Annotated in this window: 19 protein-coding genes; 8 read left to right on the forward strand and 11 right to left on the reverse strand. The window is 71.4% G+C overall.

The window, feature by feature from the left end:
- Positions 1–81: 81 nt before the first annotated feature.
- The 5 genes from hpf to mtrA form a co-directional block, all read right to left on the reverse strand.
- The gene (hpf, locus tag AC25Y0_RS06375; protein WP_488122083.1) at positions 82–738 is read right to left on the reverse strand and encodes a ribosome hibernation-promoting factor, HPF/YfiA family; all 657 of its coding nucleotides are present in this window, start codon (positions 736–738) and stop codon (positions 82–84) included.
- Positions 739–804: 66 nt separating this feature from the next.
- Entirely contained in the window at positions 805–1587 is a 783-nt protein-coding gene (locus tag AC25Y0_RS06380) for a ComF family protein (RefSeq protein WP_488134394.1), read from the reverse strand.
- Positions 1588–1601: 14 nt separating this feature from the next.
- A complete protein-coding gene (locus AC25Y0_RS06385) occupies positions 1602–3278 on the reverse strand; it encodes an LpqB family beta-propeller domain-containing protein (protein WP_488122081.1) in 1677 nt (558 codons plus the stop codon).
- Positions 3275–4987, reverse strand: coding sequence for an MtrAB system histidine kinase MtrB (gene mtrB / locus AC25Y0_RS06390; protein WP_488122080.1), 1713 nt, complete (start codon positions 4985–4987; stop codon positions 3275–3277). Before mtrB ends, AC25Y0_RS06385 begins: the two co-directional genes overlap by 4 nt.
- A 7-nt stretch (positions 4988–4994) precedes the next feature.
- Positions 4995–5675 carry an MtrAB system response regulator MtrA gene (mtrA, locus tag AC25Y0_RS06395; RefSeq protein ID WP_488122079.1) on the reverse strand — a complete coding sequence of 227 codons (681 nt, stop codon included), beginning with the start codon at positions 5673–5675 and terminating at the stop codon, positions 4995–4997.
- Between the two features lie 156 nt (positions 5676–5831).
- Between mtrA and AC25Y0_RS06400 the strand changes: the two genes are divergently transcribed.
- The 6 genes from AC25Y0_RS06400 to AC25Y0_RS06425 all read left to right on the forward strand — a co-directional run bounded on the left by AC25Y0_RS06400 (position 5832) and on the right by AC25Y0_RS06425 (position 12326).
- A complete protein-coding gene (locus tag AC25Y0_RS06400; protein WP_488122078.1) occupies positions 5832–7118 on the forward strand; it encodes a glycerophosphoryl diester phosphodiesterase membrane domain-containing protein in 1287 nt (428 codons plus the stop codon).
- Positions 7115–7789, forward strand: a complete 675-nt coding sequence (locus AC25Y0_RS06405; protein WP_488122077.1) for a DUF4129 domain-containing protein — start codon at positions 7115–7117, stop codon at positions 7787–7789. Before AC25Y0_RS06400 ends, AC25Y0_RS06405 begins: the two co-directional genes overlap by 4 nt.
- The gene (locus tag AC25Y0_RS06410) at positions 7786–8955 is read left to right on the forward strand and encodes a DUF4350 domain-containing protein (RefSeq protein WP_488122076.1); all 1170 of its coding nucleotides are present in this window, start codon (positions 7786–7788) and stop codon (positions 8953–8955) included. The genes AC25Y0_RS06405 and AC25Y0_RS06410 overlap by 4 nt, the downstream gene beginning before the upstream one ends.
- Positions 8952–9938, forward strand: coding sequence for an AAA family ATPase (locus tag AC25Y0_RS06415; RefSeq protein ID WP_488122075.1), 987 nt, complete (start codon positions 8952–8954; stop codon positions 9936–9938). Before AC25Y0_RS06410 ends, AC25Y0_RS06415 begins: the two co-directional genes overlap by 4 nt.
- Positions 9939–9940: 2 nt before the next feature.
- Complete coding sequence (locus tag AC25Y0_RS06420) at positions 9941–11242, forward strand: DUF58 domain-containing protein (protein ID WP_488134395.1); 1302 nt, start codon at positions 9941–9943, stop codon at positions 11240–11242.
- 265 nt (positions 11243–11507) lie between these two features.
- The gene (locus AC25Y0_RS06425; RefSeq protein ID WP_488122073.1) at positions 11508–12326 is read left to right on the forward strand and encodes an aquaporin; all 819 of its coding nucleotides are present in this window, start codon (positions 11508–11510) and stop codon (positions 12324–12326) included.
- A gap of 63 nt (positions 12327–12389) precedes the next feature.
- Here the strand turns inward: AC25Y0_RS06425 and katG are convergent, their stop codons facing one another.
- Genes katG through AC25Y0_RS06440 form a run of 3 tightly spaced genes read right to left on the reverse strand, consistent with a single transcriptional unit; the run spans position 12390 to position 16241 of the window.
- Positions 12390–14708 carry a catalase/peroxidase HPI gene (gene katG / locus AC25Y0_RS06430; protein WP_488134396.1) on the reverse strand — a complete coding sequence of 773 codons (2319 nt, stop codon included), beginning with the start codon at positions 14706–14708 and terminating at the stop codon, positions 12390–12392.
- Between the two features lie 33 nt (positions 14709–14741).
- On the reverse strand, positions 14742–15200 hold the full coding sequence (locus tag AC25Y0_RS06435) for a Fur family transcriptional regulator (RefSeq protein WP_488134397.1): 459 nt from the start codon (positions 15198–15200) through the stop codon (positions 14742–14744).
- A gap of 45 nt (positions 15201–15245) precedes the next feature.
- A complete protein-coding gene (locus AC25Y0_RS06440; protein WP_488122070.1) occupies positions 15246–16241 on the reverse strand; it encodes a stage II sporulation protein M in 996 nt (331 codons plus the stop codon).
- Between the two features lie 16 nt (positions 16242–16257).
- On the opposite strand from AC25Y0_RS06440, the gene AC25Y0_RS06445 reads away from it, so the two are divergent.
- Positions 16258–17112, forward strand: a complete 855-nt coding sequence (locus AC25Y0_RS06445; protein ID WP_488122069.1) for an RDD family protein — start codon at positions 16258–16260, stop codon at positions 17110–17112.
- 28 nt (positions 17113–17140) lie between these two features.
- Here the strand turns inward: AC25Y0_RS06445 and AC25Y0_RS06450 are convergent, their stop codons facing one another.
- A complete protein-coding gene (locus AC25Y0_RS06450) occupies positions 17141–17347 on the reverse strand; it encodes a DUF3499 family protein (RefSeq protein WP_488122068.1) in 207 nt (68 codons plus the stop codon).
- A gap of 319 nt (positions 17348–17666) precedes the next feature.
- On the opposite strand from AC25Y0_RS06450, the gene AC25Y0_RS06455 reads away from it, so the two are divergent.
- Positions 17667–18107 (forward strand): metallopeptidase family protein, encoded by a 441-nt coding sequence (locus AC25Y0_RS06455; RefSeq protein ID WP_488122067.1) that lies wholly within the window; start codon positions 17667–17669, stop codon positions 18105–18107.
- A 6-nt stretch (positions 18108–18113) separates the two neighbouring features.
- Here the strand turns inward: AC25Y0_RS06455 and AC25Y0_RS06460 are convergent, their stop codons facing one another.
- Complete coding sequence (locus tag AC25Y0_RS06460) at positions 18114–19523, reverse strand: DUF5719 family protein (RefSeq protein ID WP_488134398.1); 1410 nt, start codon at positions 19521–19523, stop codon at positions 18114–18116.
- Complete coding sequence (locus AC25Y0_RS06465) at positions 19520–22366, reverse strand: glycosyltransferase (protein ID WP_488134399.1); 2847 nt, start codon at positions 22364–22366, stop codon at positions 19520–19522. The genes AC25Y0_RS06460 and AC25Y0_RS06465 overlap by 4 nt, the downstream gene beginning before the upstream one ends.
- Positions 22367–22370 lie beyond the last annotated feature (4 nt).

Raw genomic sequence — 22370 nt, forward strand, 5'->3', positions numbered from 1 at the left:
TCCGGCCGCGCCGGCAACCGGCAGAACACAGACGGATGCCGCGAGCCTCGGCCCGCGGCATCCGTGTGAATCGGTGAGCGGCTACGAGGCGACGGCCTCGGGAGCGGCCATCGTCGTCAGCGAGATGACACCGTAGTCCCAGCCCTTGCGGCGGTAGACGACGCTCGGGTGATCGGTGCTCGCGTTGATGAACAGGAAGAAGTCGTGCCCGACGAGTTCCATGCGATCGACGGCATCCTCGACGGTCATCCACTCCGGAGCGAACTCCTTCGTGCGGATGACGACGGGCGTGTACTCCTCGTCGTCCTCCTGCGGGACGACAGGAACCTCACCCGTGGCGACAGCGCGCAGCACTTCGACCGAGGCCGGCTGAATGTCCACGCCCTGCAGCGATCCGGTCTCCTTGTCGAGCTTCGCGCCGCGCGGGTGCTTACGCGCGTCGATCCGCTTGTCCTTCGCACGCCGCAGCTGTTCGGTGAGCTTGTCGACCGCCAAGTCGAGTGCCGCGAACTTGTCGCCGTCGACAGCCTCTGCACGTACGACCGGGCCCTTGCCGATCACGGTGAGCTCAACGGTCTCGTCTTCGACGCGCCCGTTGTGATACGTGTGATGCGTGACCTTGACGTCGAGTCGCTGCGCTTTGGGAGCGAGGTTCTCTATGCGGACGGCCTTTTCGTCGACCACGCTGCGGAAGCGATCCGAGATGCTGACTCCCACGCCGGCGATGTTGGTTTCCATCCTTGACCTCCTTGTTCCGGTCCGCCCGGTCAAGGGCGGACCATCAGTCGCCTTGTCCTGTCCACGCTATCGGCGCGAGCCCTGCCGTGTCACCCATGCGGTTTCCCCTGTCAGCGAACGCCGTGGGGTTGCGGCGATCGTGACGGCGCCGATCACATCTGCGCCGGCCTCGCGAAGCGCCCGAGCAGCCTCGGCGAGCGTCGCCCCCGTCGTGACGACGTCGTCGAGGAGGACGATGCGAGCGGATACCGCCGGCCGGGCGACGAGGCTCCCCGCGACGTTGCGACGCCGCGCCTGCTCATCGAGTCCGCGCTGATCGGCCGGCTGCCGCACGAGCCGCAGACGGCGATCGACCCGCAGGCCCGCCCGGCGGGCCACGAGCTCGACGACGTGGTAGCCGCGGCGACGGAAGGAGGCGCGCGAGGTCGGCACCGGTACGACGAGGACTCCGGCGCCCGAGACGGCCCCCGCCGCCGCGCGAAGCGCGGGTGCAAGCGACCGTGCGAGCCCCGTGCGCCCCTCCTCTTTGAGCGCGCGCAGCACTCGCGCGGAGACACCGTCGAACGGCAGCCCGCTCCAGACCGGCAGCCCCGCAGACCCCGTGCCTCGCATCGCGTCCGAGATCACCCGCCGCTCGACGGCGGGAGCGAGCTGAGCGAGGCACGCGTCGCACAGCGCGACGTCAGGCACGCCGCATCCTGCGCAGTCGACCGGCAGCAGGAGAGTGAGGGCGTCGGCGAGCGCGCGCCGCACGGGCGATGAGGGATGCACGACGGTGAGCCTCGCAGCATCCCGTCGCCCGAACCGTCGCACGCGGGCCGTGCGGGCGTAGACCGGTACGGCCTGCACCTGGGGAGGAGCTGCTACTCGGGCATACCCTGCTGCGTCGCGAGCACGAGCACACCCGCGCCGCTCTCCTGCCAGTTCGGACCCCTGCGCGTGTAGAGGAAGCCGTCGAGACCGCGCAGCCGCGTCGAGGCGAGCGTCGCGCCCGTTGCGATCGAGACCGCCTCAGCGGGAGCGGAAGTCGTGGCACCGGGCCCGCCGACGAGCTGGGTCAGCACCGAGGCGCTCTCGCCACCGTCGATGAGCACACCGAGCGTCGTCTCATCGAGCCACGACAGCGCGCGACCCTCATCGGGGGCGATCGCGAGCACGACCGGTGCGCCGAGGCTCGTGGGCACGCCGCCGTCGCCGCGCAGGATGCCCGACACCCACACGGCGGTGCGTCCGCCGGCGGTCACCAGCCCCGCGATCCGCGCGCCGTCGCGCGACACGGCCATCGCGGCGATCTGGGTCGTCTCGGGCCATGCTTCGGCGACGGTGATGGCACTGCCGTCGGGCAGCTGCGCACGCATGGCCTGCGGGGCGCCCCGGGGGACGCTCCAGATGATCCCGAAGGGGTCGACGGACGGCGCCACGAGCTGTGGGCGGTCATCGACGAGGCTCGGCGCACCCGACGCCGGCACACGCCAGATCGAGCCGTCGGCGCGCTGCACAGCCGCGAGGTCGCGGTCCCCCGTCACCTGCACCGCGGTCGCGTCGAGCTCGGCGACGGTCGTCGACAGTCCCGGGATCGGCAGCAGTTCGTCGCCCGAGAGGAACCCGAAGCCCGCGTCGGTCTTGACGAGGGGAGGACCGGAGACGGCCGTGCGGCGCACCGGCACCGGCTCGGCACTCAGCGCCGTCGTGCCGACGACCATCTCGACCTGCGTGATGTTCGCCGTCCGCAGGCTCTCTTTGAGCTGCGTCTGCATGCGGTCGCGCGTCTCCTGATCGAGCGCGAGCGCCTCTTCTGTGAGCCCGACCGTCGCGACACCGCCCGCCGCGACGGTGACCGACGGCACAGCCGACACCCCCTCGGGGAAGGCTGTTCTGACGGATGCCGCGAGCCAATCGCTCTGCGGGCGGTTGACCAGTGCCGCCACGATCCGGGAGGCCACCCGGGACCGGGGGAACCAGCGCACATCGGGCACGAGGTAGGTCCACGTCGTGTCGAAGTAGGCGAGGGAGTAGTTGCTGAAGATCGAGGTGAACAGCGACCGGTCGAGCACGATGCCGTCGGGTGCTTCGGCGATGCGCCATTCACCGTCATCCTGCTGGACCAGCTCGAACGTCAGCGTCGTCGGACCCTCTTCGACGCGCTCGTACGAGCCCTTCTCGTCGACGCGCGCGACCTGCGAGACGAGCACCGTCACGGTGTCGTCATCGAGCAGGCGGGTCTCGCGCGCGCCGAGCACGTCGATCGTGACACCCGCGTTGGGATCCCACTCGCCGCGGAACTGCGGCGCAAGGAACTCCTGCGCGCGAGCCCAGTCATCGGCGACCCCCGACCCTGCGCGCAGGAATCCGTCGACGATCTGATCGGGGGTCGCTCCCGACTGCGGCCTGTCGGGGATGAGCGAGATGTCGGGCGGGTCGACGCTGCCCCCGCCCGCGAGCCCTTGATTGACACTGCCGCCGGTGGGCAGGCCCGCGCACGCCGAGAGGGCGACGGCGAGCACCGCGATCGCGGCGACGAGCATGCGGCGGCGTTTCATCGTCTGCCCCCTGTGTCTGCGGCATCCGTGCCCGCCGTATCGCGCAGCACCTCGATCGGCTGCGTGAGGCCGAGGTCATCGAGGGCGGTGCCGCCGTCGTCGACCGGCTCGACCGGAAGCGGCGAGGGCGCCGTCAGGCGCCCCTTCTGCCGAGGCAGGGTGAGCACGAAGTTCGTGCCCTTGCCGAGTTCGGACCACACCTCCAGCTCACCGCCGTGCAATCGCGCGTCGCCGAGCGCGATCGACAGTCCGAGGCCCGTGCCGCCGATCGTGCGCTTGCGCGACGGGTCAGCACGCCAGAACCGGTCGAACACGTGCTCGACCGACTCGGGGCTCATCCCCAGACCGTAGTCGCGCACGCTCAGCGCGACCGCTCCCCCGTCGCTGTCGACCGTGACGACGATGGGTCGACCCTCGCCGTGCTCGATCGCGTTGCCGAGCAGGTTGCGCACGATACGCCGGATGCGCCGCGGATCCATGTCGACCAGCGTGTATCCACCCGGGGCGACCAGGCGCACGTCGCTGCCGTGCTGTTCGGCGAGCTGCTCCATCGAGCCGATGACGTCTTCGGCGAGGTGCGCGAGGCTCGTCGGCTCGAGCTCGAGCTGCACCGAGCCGGCGTCGTAGCGGCTGATCTCGAGCAGGTCGATCAGCAGTAGCTCGAAGCGCTGCACCTGAGCGTTGAGCAGCTCGGCGGCGCGGGCGGTGCCCGGATCGAACTCGTCGCGATGATCGTTGATCATGTCGGCGGCGAGGCGGATCGTGGTGAGCGGAGTACGCAGCTCGTGTGAGACGTCGGAGACGAAGCGCTGCTGCACGAGCGACAGGTCGGCGAGCTCCTTGATCTGTGACTCGATGCTGTCGGCCATTGCGTTGAACGACCGCCCGAGCGTCGCGAGCTCGTCTTCGCCGCGCACGGGCAGGCGCACATCGAGGCGTCCGGCGGCGAGCTTGGCGCTGGTCTCCGCGGCTTCGCCGATGGGCGTCGTGACCGAGCGCAGCACGAACCAGGCGATGCCGCCGATGATCAGCACGAGCGCAACGCCGACGCCCCACAGGGTCGCCTGCACGAACCCGAGCGTCTGCGACGAGGGGCCGAGATCGTACGCGAGATACACGGCGTAGGGGCCGATGTCGGCGACGGGGATCGACACCTGCTGCCCGACGACGATGCCGGGCACGGCCGATCCGCCGCTCTGAGGCAGGGCGACCGACTGCCACCACTGCTGACCGGAGTCCGCCTCGACCTGCTCGGCGAGCTCGGGGGTGATGGTCTGCTCGAACGACGTGCCGACGGCGAGGTCCTGTGGCGCGATCTGGGAGGGGGCCGTGTCGATCCGCACGATCCGGATGCCGTCGCTCGCGGCCTGTGCCATGAGGTCGGTGCCCGTCGTCGAGAGCAGATTCTGCAGTTGCGCCGCGTCGCCGAGGACGGCGGAGTCGAGGGTCTCCTGCGCGGCGGTCGTCGCGCGCAGCGCGTCGGTGAGGATCTGCTCCCGGCGCGAGTCGAACAGGTCGCGCTGCACCGAGATCGCCATCCACACGCACGCCACGAGAACCGCGAGCGCCGTGAGGGCGAGAGTCACGAGCACCGTGCGGAACCGCAGAGACCGCCGCCAGAGCCGTGCGAGGTTGTCGGGCCACGCACGCCAATTGCGCCAGTCCAGCACAGGGACGTGGACGAACCCGCCGGTGTCCACCGAACTCATGGGCACCTCAGGCCAGTGCTCCGGCGCGATAGCCGACGCCGCGCACTGTCGTGACGATCTTCGGGTTGTCGGGGTCCTTCTCGACCTTCGCGCGCAGGCGCTGCACGTGCACGTTCACAAGGCGCGTGTCCGCCTTGTAGTGATAGCCCCACACCTGCTCGAGGAGCATCTCTCGCGAGAACACCTGCTGCGGCTTGGCGGCGAGCGCGACGAGCAGTTCGAACTCGAGAGGCGTGAGGGCGATGAGGTCTTCGCCGCGACGCACTTCATGCGCGGCGACATCGACCGTGAGGTCGCCGATGCGCAGCACGTCGCTCTCGGTCTGCGCGACGGGGCGCAGCCGCGTGCGGATCCGTGCGACGAGTTCTTTGGGGTTGAAGGGCTTGACGATGTAGTCGTCGGCGCCGGACTCGAGTCCCTTGACGACGTCGGCGGTGTCGGTCCGTGCCGTGAGCATGATGATCGGGATGCCGGACTCGGCCCGCACGCGCGTGCAGATCTCGATCCCGTCCATTCCCGGGAGCATGAGGTCGAGAAGGATGAGATCGGGGCGCTCGTCGCGCCACGTGTCGACGGCCTTCGCGCCGTCCGCGCAGAAGACGGTCTCGAACCCCTCGGTGCGCAGCACGATGCCGATCATCTCCGCCAAGGCGGTGTCGTCATCGACCACCAGGATGCGTGAAGTCATGACCCACTCGTCCTTTGCGTCCGCGGGGCGCTGATCGGGGAGCACCCATGCATCCCCACAGAGTAGTCGACACCGGCCGTGCAGACGCGGAGCGTCACGGCGGGGTGTGACACGATGGATCAACCCCGGCCCGCCGAGCCCTCAGGAGGACCAGCCGTGACCGCCTACCCGGCCTGGACGCCCGCATCCCGCCCGGGCATCGTTCCGCTGCATCCGCTCGGCTTCGGCACCATCCTGGGTCGATCCTTCGTCGCGCTGCGTCAGAACCCCCGCGTGCTGCTGGGCTTCGCCCTCGTCGTGCAGACCGCCGCGTTCCTCCTGATCCTCGTCGTGATCGGTCTCATCTCGTTCGCGTCGTTCTCGCGCCTGGACACCGTGCGCCCCGGAAGCGAGGAGTTCGAGGCGATCATGGCCGGGTCGATCGCGCTCACCGTCGTCGCGAGCTTCGTGCTCGGACTGGCCGCGACCGCACTGACCGTCATCGTGCAGGCGGTCGTCGTGGTCGAGGTCAGTCACGCCGTCGTCGCCGAGAAGCGCACGCTCGGTGCGCTCTGGCGCCACGTGAAGCCCGTCGTGTGGCGCGTCATCGGGTGGTCGCTCATCATCGGAACCGCCGCCCTGCTCGCCGTCGCCGTTCTGGCCGGTGTCGTCATCGCGGTCGGGTTCGTCGCGTGGCCCGTCGCGATCGTGCTCGGCATCCTGCTCGTCCTCGGTGCGGTTCCACTGTACTGGTGGCTCATGATCAAGCTGCTGCTCGTGCCGGCGGTCATCCTGATGGAGCGCGCCACGATCCGCAGCGCCGTGCGACGCTCCTGGTCTCTGACGCGCGGGCGCTTCTGGCCTGCGCTGGGCATCATCGTGCTCATCAGCGCCATCTTCGGTGTCGTCGGCCAGGTCGTGAGCCTGCCGTTCTCCTTCCTGTCCGCGGGGATCGGCGTCGTCATCTCACCCACCGGAGAGAACGAGGCGACCTACGTCATCAGCATGATCATCACGTTCGTGCTGACGTACGCCGTTGCTCTGCTCGTCCAGTCGATCGCGCTCGTCGTGCAGTCCACCGCGACAGCGCTCATCTACGTCGACTGCCGCATGCGCCGCGAAGGCCTCGACCTCGACCTTCAGGAGTACGTCGAGAGGCGTGATGCCGGCGCCGCCGGCCTGCCCGACCCCTATACCGCCCACATCGGCCGCGACATGCCGTCGCCGTACCTCGCTCCCGCATACCCGGCGTATGGGTCACAGCCCGTCTACGGCGCGCCGCAGGGCTACCCCGAGCAGCAGGGCTACGGCCCGCCGCAGGGCTACCCGGACCAGCCGGGGTATGCCGCGCCGCCGTTCCCCGCTGCGGGCCAGCCGCCCTACGCCGCACCCCCCGCACCGGCCCCGACGCAGTGGTCCGCCCCCGGTTCGCCCTCGTCCGAGGCGGGCCGAGAGGCCCCGTGACGCTCGCTGCCACGCTGACCCGGCTCGCCGACCTTCCCCTCATTCCCGACGGGGACGAGGCCCGCGAGTGGGCCGAGCGCGAACTCGCCGATCCCGCGTACCTCGAAGCAGAGCCCACCTTCTTCGACCGTGCTGCCCGCGCCGTCGCCCAGTTCCTCGAGCGCCTCTTCTCCACCCCGGTGAGCGGCGAGTGGGGTCTCGTGCTCGCGGTGATCGTGACCGTGATCATCGTCCTCCTCATCGTCGTCGCCTTCCTCGTGTGGGGCATGCCGCGCTCGACGCGACGACTGCCCGCCGCCCGAGGCGTGCTGTTCGGCGACACCGACGACCGCTCGGCCGCTGATCTGCGCAGCGCCGCCGCATCCCACGCGTCGAAGCAGGAATGGGATCCCGCGACCGTGCTGCGCATGCGCGCGCTCGCGCGCGGACTGCACGAGCGCGGCCTCGTCGAGACCCCGCCCGGCGCCACCGTGCACGCTTTCGCCCGCGCCGCGTCGGCGGTCTTCCCGGCCTCGGCCGGGCCGCTCGAGGCAGCGGCCACGGCGTTCGACGACGTGCGATACCTGCGCCGCCCCGGCACGCCCGACCTGTATGCCCGGGTGGCCGACGTCGATGAAGCGCTCCGCACCGCCCGCGCGCCCGCATCCGCCACCGTCGGAGCCGGCGCGTGACGTCGGTCGAGGTGCGCGAGGGCACGCGCCGGCGCCGGTGGGGCGCATGGATCGGCTTCGGCGTCGTCCTCCTCGTCGTCGGCGGCACCGGCGGCGGGATCGTGCAGCTGGGCGAATGGTCCGAGCGCGGCGCACTCGACCCCGAGTCCGCCGGCATGCTCGGCACGCGGGCCGTCGTTCAGCTGCTGCAGGACCAGGGCGTCGAGGTCGTCGTGTCCCGTGACCGCACCGAAGCGGCCTCAGCTCTGGCGACGGGCGATGCGACCCTCGTGCTGCCCGCGGCTCCTGCGCTCTCGGACGAGGCCGTCCAGACGCTCGGCGACGCCGCGACTGACCTCGTGCTGGTCGAACCGCGCTCGCGCGAGCTGCGGCTCTTCCTCGAAGGCTCCTCGACGGCGGGCTTCGCGGCCGACGACGCCGTCGCGCCGGCGTGCGACCTCCCCGACGCCGAGCGTGCCGGGCCCGTCGCACCGGGCCGCGTCTTCACCTCCGGTGCCGACACGACGGCGTGCTACCCGGCCGGCGAAGGTCAGGGGCTGCTCGTGAAAGCCGACGGCGAGCGCCGCATCTCGGCCGTCGACGGCGAGATGCTGTTCACGAACGAGTACCTCGCCGACGACGGAAACGCCGCCCTCGCGCTCAACCTCATGGGGCGGCATCCGCTCGTCGTCTGGTACGTGCCGGGCCTCACCGACACCGATCTCGCCGCCAGCGACCAGACGCTGGGCGACCTCACTCCCCCGTGGGTGAGCCCGGCCATCGTCGTGCTCCTCGCCGCCGGCATCGCCGCCGGGATCTGGCGCGGGCGCCGCTTCGGTCCGCTCGTCGCCGAGCGCCTCCCCGTCACCGTCCGCGCGTCCGAGACGACCGACGGGCGCGGCCGACTGTACGCCCGCGCCGGCGATGCCGGACACGCGGCAGACCAGCTTCGCATCGGCGCGCTGGGGCGGATCGGCCGCGCGCTCGCGCTCGGCCCGTCGGCATCCGCACCCGAGATCGCCGACGCCGCCGCGACGCGCATCGGAATGCCCCGCGGTGAGGCGCGGGCCCTGCTCATCGACGACGTCCCGCGCACCGACAGCGACCTGCTGCTTCTGCGCGGCCGTCTGCGTGACTTCGAAGACGCCGTGCATGCGGCCGTCCGACCGGAAAGGAACCTGCCATGACCGAGACGAGTTCGACGCCCGCACCGCACGAGGACGCGGCGCTGCGCGAGACGATGAACCGCGTGCGCCTCGAAGTCGGCAAGGCCGTCGTCGGCCAGGACGGCACCGTGACGGGCCTGCTGATCGCCCTGCTGGCGGGCGGCCATGTGTTGCTGGAGGGCGTGCCCGGTGTCGCGAAGACGCTGCTCGTGCGGGCCTTCTCGACGGCGCTCGGTCTCGACACGAAGCGCATCCAGTTCACCCCCGACCTCATGCCCGGCGACGTCTCGGGCTCACTCGTCTACGACGCGAAGTCGGGCGAGTTCGAGTTCCGGGAGGGTCCGGTCTTCACGAACGTGCTGCTCGCCGACGAGATCAACCGCACACCGCCCAAGACGCAGTCTGCGCTCCTCGAGGCGATGGAAGAGCGCCAGGTGTCCACGGACGGTGTGAGCCGCCGCCTACCCGACCCGTTCCTCGTCGCCGCGACGCAGAACCCCGTCGAGCACGAGGGCACCTACACGCTGCCCGAGGCGCAGCTCGACAGGTTCCTGCTCAAGCTGCTCGTCGATGTTCCCGGCCGCGACGCCGAGCTCGATGTCCTGCGCCGCCACGCCGAGGGCTTCAACCCCCGCGACCTCGCCGCTGCGGGAGTGCAGACGGCGGCGACGGCCGACCAGCTGCGCGCTGCACGCGAGGCCGCGGCAGCCGTCACCGTGTCCGACGATGTGCTCGGATACGTCGTGGATCTCGCGCGCGCGACCCGGCAGAGCCCGTCGGTGCAGCTGGGCGTGAGCCCCCGTGCGTCGACGGCACTGCTCGCCGCTGCGAAGGCATGGGCATGGCTCGGCGGCTACCCCGCCATCACGCCCGACCACGTGCAGACGATGCTCGTGCCGACGTGGCGTCACCGGATCCGGTTGCGCCCCGACGCCGAACTCGAGGGCGTCTCGGTCGACGCCGTGCTCGCATCGGTGATGCAGCAGACCCGGGTTCCCATCTAGACATGTATCTCACCGGCCGTCTCCCGCTCCTCGTCGCACTGGGCGTCATCCCCGTCATCGTGCTGTCCCTCGGCGGCGTCGATGCGTGGATCGCGGCGGCAGGGTGGCTGGCACTGTGCGTCATCCTGGCGATCGCGGATGCCGCAGCCGCACCGAATCCGCGCGCTCTCACCGTCGAACGCTCCGCCCCGGGGCGCACGCTGCTGGGCGAGCAGGTCGCGACGACGCTGCGCCTGCGCAACACCGGGAGGCGCGGCATCCGGGGTCGTGTGCGCGACGCGTGGCAGCCGACCGCGGGGGCCCCGCTGGAGCGCTCGGCCATCTCGATCCCTCCGGGAGAGAGCCGTACGCTGAGGATCCCGCTCCGTCCGCGGCGCCGAGGCGAGCTGCGTTCGTCATTCGTCGTCGTGCGCTCCGACGGGCCGCTGCGCCTCGCGGGCCGTCAGGGGCGTCTGGATGAGCCCGGCAGCATCCGCGTTCTGCCGCCGTTCACGTCGCGCCGACACCTTCCGTCGCGACTCGCGCGGCTGCGCGAGCTCGACGGGTCGACGAGCGTGCAGGTGCGTGGCCAGGGCACCGAGTTCGACAGCCTGCGCGAATACGTGCCCGGCGACGACGTGCGCTCGATCGACTGGCGGGCGACGGCGCGCTCGTCGACGACGATGATCCGCACGTGGCGGCCCGAGCGCGATCGACACGTCGTCATCGTGATCGACACGGGTCGCACGGCCGCCGCCCGCGTCGGCGACGGCGTACGGCTCGACGCCGCGATGGAGGCGGCGCTGCTGCTGGCCGCGCTCGCGAATCGCGCGGGCGACCACGTGCACCTGGTCATGTTCGACCGCACGATCCGGGCACGCGTGACGCGTGTCGACGGCCCGGGGCTGTTGCCCGCGCTCGTCGATGCGATGGCGCCCGTCGAGCCGCAGCTCATCGAGACCGATTGGGATGCCGCCTTCGCCCAGGTGCGTGCCATGACGTCGCGCCCCGCGCTCGTGGTCGTGCTGACCGCTCAGGACGCCGTCGACGCGTCGCGCGGGTTTCTCGGCGCGCTGCCCGCGCTCGCGCAGCGCGCGCATGTGCTGGTGGGCACGGTCGCCGACGAGCGGCCCGAACCCGTCGCGCGGCCCGACGCCGCCGACGTCTACCGCGAAGCCGCCGCCGAGCGCGCGGCGCGCGAGACCGCGCGCGTCGCGAGTGCGATGGCCCGTGCCGGGGCCGAAGCGATCACCGACACCCCCGAGGCCCTTCCGCCCCGCGTCGCCGATCGGTATCTCGCCCTCAAGGCCGCGGGGCGCCTCTGACACCTGGGCGCCGCTGAGGTGGCTTCCTGTGCCGCACTCTGCTCACTTCGGCCGGTTCCCGGACACACTGAGGCAAACGAGCTGGAACGGCCACGCGTTCATGTGCCGCAACCTGCTCCCGGTCGCCGGTTCCCAGACAATCTGAGGCAAACGAACGGCACCGAGCCACATGAGACGGATGCATCGGCTCGGCCACATGAGCGCGCCGGGGGCTGAGAAATCACTGTGCAGGGTCTACGCTCCGGATCGAGGAAAGGAGGCCGTCATGTCGGACGCTCTTGTCACACCACTCACAACGGCCAACAAACTTGTCGCCGAGGCGCTCGGCACGTTCCTGCTCGTCTTCGGTTCGATCGGCACGGCGCTGTTCGCGGCCGACTTCGGCACGGGAGCCAACGGCACCTCGCTCGGCGTCGGCTTCGTGGGCGTCGCCCTGGCCTTCGGCCTGACCCTCATGGCGGGCATCTACGCGTGGGGCAACATCTCGGGCGGGCACTTCAACCCCGCCGTCACGGTCGGTCTTGCCGCCGCGGGTCGCTTCGCGTGGAAGGACGCGCCCGGCTACATCATCGCTCAGCTCGTCGGCGGCGCCGTGGGCACGACGCTCATCGTCCTCATCGGGCTGTTCGGCCCAGCGGACTGGCTCGCCGCCCGCCAGGACAGCGGATTCGCGAGCAACGGCTACGGGGCGTTCTCACCGGGCGGGTTCGGGCTCGGTGCGGCGATCATCGCCGAGGTCATCCTCACGGCGATCTTCGTCATGGTGATCCTCGGCATCACGCACACCAAGCGGGGCGGCGGCAACGTCGCGGGGCTGTCGATCGGCCTCACGCTCACCGCCATCCACCTCATCTCGATCCCCATCGACAACACCTCGGTGAACCCGGCGCGCTCGATCGCGACCGCCATCTACGGCGGCATCGACGCGCTCGCCCAGCTGTGGGTGTTCATCGTGTTCCCGCTCATCGGCGGACTCCTCGCGGGCTGGCTGCACCGGGCGCTCTTCGAGCCGGTCAAGCTGCCCGCGCTGCAGTCCGAGGCACGCGTGCCCGACGCGAGCGGGCCCAAGCGCCGCGGACGCTGACCCGCGCAACGACGAAGCGGCCCGCACCGAGAACATCGGGACGGGCCGCTTCGCGTATGTGCGTCAGCTCAGGTCGAACCGGTCGAGCTCGGTGACCTTGCCCCACGCCTCGACGAAGTCGCGGACGAACTTCTCGTGCGCGTCATCCGAGGCGTACACCTCGGCGAGGGCGCGCAGCTCGGAGTTCGAGCCGAACAGCAGGTCGACGCGCGTGCCGCGGCCGAAGACCTCGTCCGAACCGTCGCGGCGTCCCTCGAACGCGTGCGAGCCGGGGTCAAGCGGCTTCCACGTCGTGCCGAGGTCGAGCAGGTTCACGAAGAAGTCGTTCGTGAGCACACCGACACGGTCGGTGAACACGCCGTACTCCGACTCGTCCCAGTTGGCGCCGAGCACGCGGAGACCGCCGACGAGCACTGTCATCTCGGGAGCCGTGAGCGTGAGCAGGTTCGCCTTGTCGAGCAGCAGGTACTCGGCCGGCATGCTCATCGCGGTCGTGGCCTGGTAGTTGCGGAAGCCATCGGCTGCCGGCTCGAGGAAGCGGAACGACTCGACGTCGGTCTGCTCCTGCGTGGCGTCGGTGCGCCCGGCGTGGAACGGCACCGTGGCGTCGACACCGGCATCCTTCGCGGCCTTCTCGACACCCGCGTTGCCCGCGAGCACGATGAGGTCGGCGAGCGAGACCCGCTTGCCGTCGGTGCGACCGTCGTTGAACGAGGACTGGATGCCCTCGAGCACATCGAGCACGCGCTTCAGCTGCGACGGCTTGTTGACGACCCAGTCCTTCTGCGGCGCGAGGCGGATGCGAGCGCCGTTGACGCCGCCGCGCTTGTCGCTGCCACGGAAGGTGGATGCCGCAGCCCACGTCGTCGAGACGAGCTCGGTGACCGTGAGACCCGACTCGAGGATCTGAGCCTTCAGCGCGGCCGCGTCGGCGTCGTCGATCAGCTCGTGGTCGACGGCGGGCACGGGGTCCTGCCAGATGAGCTCTTCGGTGGGCACCTCGGGGCCGAGGTAACGCGCGACGGGGCCCATGTCACGGTGCGTGAGCTTGAACCACGCACGGGCGAACGCGTCGCCGAAAGCGACGGGGTCGTCCTTGAAGCGGCGCGAGATCTTGTCGTACTCGGGGTCGGTGCGCAGGGCGATGTCGCTCGTGAGCATGCGGGGCTCACGACGTGCCGACGAGTGCGCCATGGGCACCATGTCCGCGCCGGCGCCGTTGATGGGGCGCCACTGGTGGCCTCCGCCGGGGCTGCGCATGAGCTCCCACTCGTACGCGTAGAGGATGTGGAAGAACTCGTTGTCCCAGCGCGTGGGGTGGTACGTCCACGTCACCTCGAGGCCCGACGTGATGGTGTCGTCGCCCTTGCCGGTGCCGAAGTTGTTCTTCCAGCCGAGACCCTGGCGCTCCAGGCCCGCAGCCTCGGGGTTCTCCTCGAGGTTCGTGTCGGGCGCCGCGCCGTGGGTCTTGCCGAAGGTGTGACCACCCGCGATGAGCGCGACGGTCTCTTCGTCGTTCATAGCCATCCGGCCGAAGGTCTCGCGGATGTCGCGTGCCGACGCGAGCGGGTCGGGGTTGCCGTTGGGGCCCTCGGGGTTGACGTAGATGAGACCCATCTGCACGGCGGCCAGCGGACGCTCGAGGTCACGGTCGCCCGTGTAGCGCTCGTCGCCGAGCCACGTGGTTTCGGGGCCCCAGTACACGTCGTCGTCCGGCTCCCACACGTCGGGACGTCCACCGGCGAAGCCGAAGGTGTTGAATCCCATCGACTCGAGCGCGACGTTGCCCGCGAGGATCATCAGGTCGCCCCATGAGAGGCTCTGGCCGTACTTCTTCTTGACGGGCCAGAGGAGACGGCGGGCCTTGTCGAGGTTGACGTTGTCGGGCCAGCTGTTCAGCGGCGCGAAGCGCTGCTGTCCGGTGCCGGCGCCGCCGCGACCGTCGGTGACACGGTAGGTGCCGGCGGCGTGCCACGCCATGCGGACGATGAGCGGGCCGTAGTGACCGAAGTCGGCGGGCCACCAGTCCTGGCTCGTCGTGAGCGTCTTCTCGATGTCGGCCTTGACCTGGGCCAGGTCGAGGCTCTCGAACGCCGCCTTGTAGTCGAAGTCCTCGTCGAGCGGGTTCCGCGCGGGCGGGTTCTTCGCGAGGATCTTGATGTTCAGCTGGTTCGGCCACCACACGCGGTTCGCCGACCCCGTCGCGGGGTGCGGCTGGCTGTCGCCGTGGATGACGGGGCATCCGTTCGCGTCCTCGTTCGGGCGCGGGCGGGTCTCGCCGTCCTCGCGCTCGTCGACGGGCGTGTCGATCGGGGTGACGGCCTGGTCGATGTCGGTCGGGTTCTCGCCGATACCGGGCATCGTGTCATCGATGTCGCTCATGTTTTCCTTCCTCGTTTTTCATGTCGGGGTGAGTCAAGAGGTGGGGGCGGATGCAGCGGCCGCACAGTCGGGACACACGCCCCAGTACGTCACCTCGGCCGTGTGCAGGGCGAAGCCGTGCGTATCCGATGGCGTCAGGCACGGGGCCTCGCCGATCGCGCAGTCGACATCGCGCACACCGCCGCACGTCGTGCAGACGAGGTGGTGATGGTTGTCGCCGACACGTAGCTCGAACAGGCCGGGTCTGCCCGCCGGCTCGATGCGGCGCACGAGGCCGGCTTCGGCGAAGTCGGCGAGGGCGTTGTAGACGGATTGCAGGCTCGTCTGCGGCACCGTGTTCGCGACGACCTGGAAGACCGCCTCGGCGCTGGCGTGCGGGTGGTCACGAAGCGCCTCGACCACGGCACGGCGGGGCTCGGTGACGCGCAAGCCGACGGTGCGGATGAGCGCGGCGGCATCCATCTCATCGATCTCAGCCGCGGGTGCACTCATGCCCCCAATCCTAGCGCTTTATTTTGAGTTATTCAAAGTAAGGCATCATCCCGCGACGAGGGTCGGCGTGCCCGTTTCATACTCGGTGAGATCGCCCGACTCACCTCGGCGGGCGGCGCGACCGCCGACGACGACCATGTAGAACACGAAGGCCGCGAGCGCGAGCGCGCCGATGCCGATCTTGAGCGGCCAGGGCCACGGCTGCGCCGTCACGAAGCCCTCGATGAGACCCGCCACGGCGAGCGCGAGGACGAGCCCGATCGCGATCGTCGCGAGCGAGCGCCCCGCCGCGGCGAGCGCGGCGCCACGGGACTGCCGCCCGGGCGCCACCCAGGCCCAGAAGATGTGCAGCCCTGCGGCCCCGGCGACGAAGATGCACGTCAGCTCGAGGAGGCCGTGCGGAAGGATGTACAGCAGGAAGACATCGCCGCGGTCGAACGCCAGCATGATCGCGGCCGCCGTGCCGACGCCGATCGCGTTCTGCACGAGCACCATGAGCGGCCAGATCCCCGTGATGCCGAACATGACGCATTGCGCCGCGATCCACGCGTTGTTGGTCCAGACGGTGCCCGCGAACACCGCCGCGGGGTTCTCGCTGTAGTAGGCGGTGAAGTCGTTCTCGGCATACTCCTCGAGCTGCAGCTGAGGCCCGAGGGTCGCGATGAGGGCGGGGTCGGACGAGACCCAGAACGCCACGAGGGTGCCGATCGCGATGAAGCCGAGCGCGATGACGAGGGTCGTCCAGCGCACGCGGTAGAGCGCCGCCGGAAGCTGCAGCGCGAAGAACCGTGGGATCTGCTTCAGCACGTTCTCGGGCGTGCCCGTCAGCGCAAGCCGGGCACGCGAGAGGATCGTCGAGACGAGATCGCCCTGCGGTGTGCGGCCCGCCGAGGTCTTCAGATCGGCCAGATCGGCGGATGCGGCCTGATAGCGCGCGACGAGTTCATCGGCCTGCGCACCGCTCAGCCGACGGGCCCGGCTCAGCTCGTCGAGACGCTCCCATTCCTGCCGGCGTGCGGCTGTGAGGGCGTCGAGGTCCATGCGGTTAACTGTACGCATGCCTCCGACCGTCGCGCCCGACTCCCGGATGACGACGATCCACCAGGACGAAGTGCTCACGGGCGAGGCCGTCGCCCTCGACGTGCAGCCCGTCGGGTTCTTTCTGCGCGCGCTCGGCGCGCTCATCGACATCGTCGTGGGGCTCGTACTGCTGCTCACGTTCTTCCTCGTCGCGACGTTCCTGTTCGGGATCGACCTCTTCGGCGACTCGGCAGCACAGATGGTGACGATCGCGATGGTCGTCCTCGTGCTGGTCGTGATCCCGACGGCCGTCGAGACGTTCACGCGCGGACGCAGCCTCGGCAAGCTCGCCGTCGGTGGGCGGATCGTGCGCACCGACGGCGGCGCGACAGGGTTCCGTCAGGCATTCATCCGCGCGCTCGTCGGCGTGCTCGAGCTGTGGTTCACCTTCGGAGGGCTCGCCGCGATCGTGGGCGCGTTCACGCCGCGGTCGCAGCGCCTCGGCGACCTGCTCGCCGGCACCTATTCCGAGCGCACCCGCACGCCGCGCCTCCCCGCCCCCGCGCCGGGCCTCCCGCCCGCCCTCGCCGAGTGGGGAGCCGTCGCCGACGTCGCCCGCCTGCCCGACCGGCTCGCGCGGCGCATCGCGCAATTCGCGCGACAGGCTCCCGAGATCGAGCCTCCGGCGCGGGCACGCCTGGCTGCATCCCTCGCGTCCGAGGCGGCGGCCTACGTCTCACCCGTGCCGCCCGTGGACCCCGAGTCGTTCGTGTGCGGCGTCGCCGCACTCCGGCGTGACCGTGAACTGCGGGCGCTCGTGCTCGAGGATCAGCGCGTCGCGGCCCTCGCCTCCGGCGCCCCCGTGGTCCCGCGCGGCTTCCCCGTCCGCTGATCCCGCGAGTGGGGGCATCCGCTGCGGATCAGCCGCGGAGCGTCTCGTGCCGCACGACGACCCAGCCCTTCGGCACCGACAGCCGATCGGTGTGGATCGCACAGAGATCGTGCGCGTGCGGGTCACCCGACGCCCCGAGCGGACCGACCGCCGCCATCTGGTCGTTGTAGTCGTACGTCAGGGTCGACACAGCCTCGCGGGCGCATCCCACCTTGGAGCAGAGTCTCTCGCGCATCGCTCCGACACTAGTCGCGCCCCGACGCCGATTCCGGATGCCGCGCCGCGCCGCGAGGCCCGGGCTCCCCGACGTCCATCTCCCCGTGCAGGCGTCACACGACGTTCATGTGTCGCAGAACGTCGACGATGCACGCCTCGGGGCGCAAAGTGAGACATGTGAACCTCGGGAGGACCGCCCTCGCCACGGCATCCGTCGTTCAGTTGTCACAGAACGCTGCCGAACCAGCGGCCCGGCAGCAGAGTGAGGCACATGAACCGCCGCCCGCGGCGGGATGACGATAAGCCCACCCCCGCACGGCCGCCATAGGATGGGGCGCATGGCATGGCGTCGTTCCTCGAGTGTGTCGAAGCCTGCCCGTCGTCCGGCACGTCACGGCCGGCACGGGCGCCTCGGACGCAGCGCCGTCGTTCGGCCGCCGCTTCCCCCGCTCGACACACGCGTCGAGCGCTTCGACCTCGCGGTCGGAACGGCGGCGGAGTTTCTGCGGTCGGCCTGGCCCGAGCTGCGCGAGGTCAGCTTCGAGATCGCTGACATGCCCGCGGCATCCGATGCCGACGGGATCCCGCGATGGCTCGTGCTGGGCGCCGACAAGCGGATCATTCTCTTCCGGCTGCCGATCGAGCGGCTCAGCCACCTGCACCGCGACGATGAACTGCACCGCCGCATGATGATCGAGAGCGCGGTGTTCCGCGCGGCGGCCGAGTACCTCGACCGCGATCCGTGGGATCTCGGCCCCGAGCGTTTCCGCTTCTTCTGACCGGCGTCAGGGGTACACGCGGACAGCGGGTGCGGCGGCGTCTGCGGGCCACACCGGGAATCCGGCGAGCGCGCCCGGTCCGCTCATCGTGACCGCCGCGAGCACGGGGGCACCGCCGCTGTCGAGCGTGTAGACCGTGCGCGACTGCACGCTCAGCGTCACGCTCCCACCGCCATCGAGCACCAGCTCCTGGGCCGACGAACCGGTGCTCTCAGCCACCATGACAGCCACGGGCTCGCCGCCGGGGTTGGCGACCGTGAGCTGGGCCGGCGGACCGTCGGGCACGGCGAACAGGCTCGGCACCGTGATCTCGGGCGAGGGCAGAAGCCAGGCGAAGTCGGACCCCGCACCGAAGCCCGACGCCTGCCACAGGCCGGCGACGACGGGTGAGTCCGCGAGGACCTCGACGTCGTACTCTCCTTCGGCGAGCCCACCGAGGCCGACCTCGGTCGGCACACCGGCCGCAAGCGGCACGACGAGGGGCTCGAGCATCTGCTGGTCGCCGCCCACGGCGCGCACCATGACGGTCGCCTCGGCGTCGGCGCTGGGCGCCAGCACGCGCAGGATCGTCCCGGCGCCGATCGGGCTCGCCACGTCGGACTCGGTCACGACGACACCCAGGATGCGCTGGACGGTCGCGGTCGCGCCGACTCCGCCGGTCTGGTCGGCGCCGACGGGTTCGAGCACGCGCGTCAGGCTCGACTGCACCGAGGCCTGCACGGGGGCGCCGACCGCGCTCACCCGCACGACGGGGCTCGTCTCGCCGCGCGCGAGGCCCGCCAGCGGCACGGCGCGCTGCGCGCCGGCGGCGACGACGAGGTCCGCGCCGCCCGGGGGCGTGTCCGGACCCGTCGCGCCGTAGACCGTGAGCTGGACGGTCGCTGCGACCGTTCCGGGGTTGGACAGCAGAACGAAGTCCGCCGATCCCGTCGCAGCTGATCCTGCGACGATCCACGACTCCATGAGCGGCGGCCGGCACGCGGATGCCGCGAACCCGGCCAGATCGTCGGCGTCGGCCAGCATCGAGCCCGAGGCCGCGATGTCGGTGCGCTGGTCGCCCTGCGGGGGCGCCGTGTAGGCCTCGGGGCTTGCGCCGGGTGCGACGCCCGTCAGCATCCGCGCCTCGGGCTGCGGCGTGCCAGGGAGCCCTCCGACCGTCACGCTCTGCGCCGCTGCGAGGGCGAGTTCGCTCGGTGCGTCGAGGTCTCGCCCGAGGGCGAGCAGACCGCCCGCGCACGAGATGACGGTGTCGGCGGGCGCGGGCTTGGCCGTGATGGCGACGGGTTCGCGCTCGAGCGTCGGCCAGGGCAGCGTCACGGCGGTCGCGACGGCGACGACGGCCGTCGCGGCGACGACGGTGCCGGCCAGCATCCGGGCGCTCGTGGACGCCCAGCGGAAGAAGCGGCGATCGCTCATCGGCCCTCCTCCCAGTGCGGTCCGACGACGCGCGGCGTGCGTCGTGCGTCACGGCGCGATGCGGCGGTCGGTGCGGCAAGCAGCACGGCGATCGCGACGAGCGCGAGCTGCACGGCGAAGATCCCGCCCGACGTCCGATCCACGGATTCGCCGGGTTCGGGCCGCGGCGCGACGTCGAGTTCGACCCGCCACAGCGAGCCGCGCGCGGTCTCGCCGACGGCTTCGAGGTCTTCACGCTGGTCGATGGCAGACTCGGCGGCGAGGCGGAACGCGCGGGCCGCGTCGGATTCGGGTTCGGCGCCGTGCGCGAGCAGCACGAAGCTCACGCCGCGTGACGCGAGCTGGGCGACGGGGTCATCGGCTGCGCCGGTCGTGAGACCGGCGGCGAGCTGGGCGATCTGCCGGTCCTGCTCCGACGGTTCGGTGCGGGTCGCGAGCACCGTGCTCTGCGCGCCGAGCGTCTCGCTGCCGCCCCACACGACCCGCGCCGACAGGGCGCCGGAGTTCTGCGGGGTCAGCACGAACGTGCCGACGTCGGGGTCGTCCGCGCCGCGCGCCGCGACGTATGCGGGAAGGGTGCTCGCGGGCCCGTTGGTGAGCAGCGTCGTGTCGCGGGTGACCGAGGTGAGCGCGGGCACGGCGAGCGCCACGATGCCGGCGCCCGCGAGAACGACGAGGCCACCGCGCAGCAGGGCGACCTTCGGGGCGAGGCCCGCGTCAAGGGTCACGAGCGCCCCTCCGACGACACCGAGCCACGCGAGGCTCAGGCCCGTGCCCGGCCACAGCGGAACGGCCTCGGACTGCGCGAACGCGACCGAGATGCCGACCGCGGCGAAGGCGGTGCCGGTGCCGAGCGCGGCGATGCCGAGCAGGGTCATGCCGGCCGCCCACCGCTGAGTGAGAGGTGCAGCCAGGGCGAGGATCGCCAAGGGGGCGGCCAGCAGCGGCACCCACCACGTCGGCGCGTCGCCGAGGAATCCCGCCCACCCCGCGACATCGGAGGTGGGGATGCCCGCGGCGAGCAGGCCGCGACCGGCGGCATCCGGCCCGACCTGGGGCCCTGACCACGGCACGCCGGGGTCGGCGAGAAGGCCCCACGCGCCGTTCGTGCGCAGGGCATGCCAGACGAGCGGTCCGGCCATCGCGACGGTCGGCACGACCACCCAGATCAGGCGGGCGACACCGCGCCCGGCGCGCAGCGCGACCGCGAGCACGATCGTGACGGCCCAGAGCACGATGAGCGCCGGGGCCAGCGACGGGGCGCACGCGATGACACCGGCCAGAGCGAGGGATGCGACCCCCGCACCCGGCCACGAGCGGTGCGCGACGGCGGCGGCGCAGAACAGCCACGGCAGCAGCAGGTGCGCGATGACGGCGGCGGGGCGGCCCTGCGTGAGCGAGATGAGGAACGTCGGGGCGAGGGCCCACAGGGCACCGCCGAGCACGCGGAGCACCCCGCGGTCGGTGACGCGCGTCGCGGCGAACCAGCCGCCGAGGGCTGCGAGGGGCAGGGCGAAGAGCCACAGCAGCACGAGGCCGCGCGACGGATCGCCCGGCCACAGCGTGCCGACGATGGCGATGACCGTCGCGAACGGGTCGGCGGGTGCGATCGTGTCGAGGCCGAGTCCGCGCTGGCCGTAGAGCGTGTCTGCCCACAGCTGCGCGACGGTCGAGCGCAGCGGCTGCAGGCCGCCGCCGCCGAGCACGGGCCAGGCGAGCAGCATCGGAAGCGCCGCGATCGACACGACGAGAGCGCCGAGCACGAGCCAGGCCCCGCCGCCGGAGAAGAACCGCAGATCTCCGCGCAGGCGTCCGCCGGGTTCGATGGGGTCATCGCCGAGGCGCGCGCGCAGCTGTGCATTAGTGACGCGCAACGGGGCGAGCTGGCTCCACGGCAGTCGGCGCGTGCGCCGCAGGTGCGCACGGGCGCGGGCGATGCCGGCGAACTGCACCATCGCCAGCGCCGAGGCAACCCATTCCGGCCCGATGCGCGCGGGCTGCTTGCGTACGAGATGGAGGATCGTGCGCAGCAGCGCGAGCGGGAGCAGCGAGAGCCAGTGCAGCGGAACCGCCCACAGCGGGGCGTACACGAGCCGACGATGCAGCTGCGCGACGCGCTCGGCGAAGGCGATGCGACGCCGAGTCTGCCGTGTGACGGGCGCCGGAAGACCGGCCACGCCGTCGTTCGAGACCGCCACGATCGCTGTGGGGGCCAGGGCGACGCGTGAATCGGCGAGCCGGGCGCGAACGCCCAGGTCGAGGCCTTCGTCGGCGCCGTGAAGGGCGGGGTCGAGCCCTCCGATCGAGGTCCACGCGTCGACGCGCACGAGCACACCGCGCACGTCGGTGCCGAGCACATCGTCGGCGGCGTCGTGCTGGCCCTGGTCGAGCTCGCCGTCGGCGAGGCCGACCGAGCGTCCGAAGCGCGTCATGCCCACCCCGAGCGACACGATCTCGCTGCGATCATCGGCGCGCACGAGCTTGGGTGCCGCGAACGCGACGGACGGCGACCGCTCGAGCACCCCCGCGAGGCGGGCGAGGGCCTGCTTGTCCGGCGTCGTGTCCTGGGCGAGAAGCCACACGGCGTCCGCGCCTGGCGCGGGCTTGGCGAGCGCGAGCGCCTCGGCGAAGCGGGTGGATGCCGGTGCCTCGATGACGAGGCCGGCCCGCGAATCGCGAGCCGCCTCGATGACACCGGGGTCGGTGCCGCAGATCACGATCGTCAGACTGTCGACGGGGCGCGTCTGCGCCGCGAGGGCTCCGACGGTGCGTCGCAGGTGGTGCGCTGCGGGCGTTCGGCCGTCGGGGCGCACGACGAGAAGAGCGTGGACACGTGCGGGCATGGCC

The organism is Microbacterium sp. Y547 (assembly GCF_057669785.1).

Bases quoted from the DNA above. Each gene is read 5' to 3' on its own strand.
- hpf (WP_488122083.1), bottom strand. From the start codon at position 738: ATGGAAACCAACATCGCCGGCGTGGGAGTCAGCATCTCGGATCGCTTC.
- AC25Y0_RS06385 (WP_488122081.1), bottom strand. From the start codon at position 3,278: ATGAAACGCCGCCGCATGCTCGTCGCCGCGATCGCGGTGCTCGCCGTC.
- mtrB (WP_488122080.1), bottom strand. From the start codon at position 4,987: ATGAGTTCGGTGGACACCGGCGGGTTCGTCCACGTCCCTGTGCTGGAC.
- mtrA (WP_488122079.1), bottom strand. From the start codon at position 5,675: ATGACTTCACGCATCCTGGTGGTCGATGACGACACCGCCTTGGCGGAG.
- AC25Y0_RS06415 (WP_488122075.1), top strand. From the start codon at position 8,952: ATGACCGAGACGAGTTCGACGCCCGCACCGCACGAGGACGCGGCGCTG.
- AC25Y0_RS06420 (WP_488134395.1), top strand. From the start codon at position 9,941: ATGTATCTCACCGGCCGTCTCCCGCTCCTCGTCGCACTGGGCGTCATC.
- AC25Y0_RS06425 (WP_488122073.1), top strand. From the start codon at position 11,508: ATGTCGGACGCTCTTGTCACACCACTCACAACGGCCAACAAACTTGTC.
- katG (WP_488134396.1), bottom strand. From the start codon at position 14,708: ATGAGCGACATCGATGACACGATGCCCGGTATCGGCGAGAACCCGACC.
- AC25Y0_RS06435 (WP_488134397.1), bottom strand. From the start codon at position 15,200: ATGAGTGCACCCGCGGCTGAGATCGATGAGATGGATGCCGCCGCGCTC.
- AC25Y0_RS06440 (WP_488122070.1), bottom strand. From the start codon at position 16,241: ATGGACCTCGACGCCCTCACAGCCGCACGCCGGCAGGAATGGGAGCGT.
- AC25Y0_RS06445 (WP_488122069.1), top strand. From the start codon at position 16,258: ATGCCTCCGACCGTCGCGCCCGACTCCCGGATGACGACGATCCACCAG.
- AC25Y0_RS06450 (WP_488122068.1), bottom strand. From the start codon at position 17,347: ATGCGCGAGAGACTCTGCTCCAAGGTGGGATGCGCCCGCGAGGCTGTG.
- AC25Y0_RS06455 (WP_488122067.1), top strand. From the start codon at position 17,667: ATGGCATGGCGTCGTTCCTCGAGTGTGTCGAAGCCTGCCCGTCGTCCG.
- AC25Y0_RS06460 (WP_488134398.1), bottom strand. From the start codon at position 19,523: ATGAGCGATCGCCGCTTCTTCCGCTGGGCGTCCACGAGCGCCCGGATG.
- AC25Y0_RS06465 (WP_488134399.1), bottom strand. From the start codon at position 22,366: ATGCCCGCACGTGTCCACGCTCTTCTCGTCGTGCGCCCCGACGGCCGA.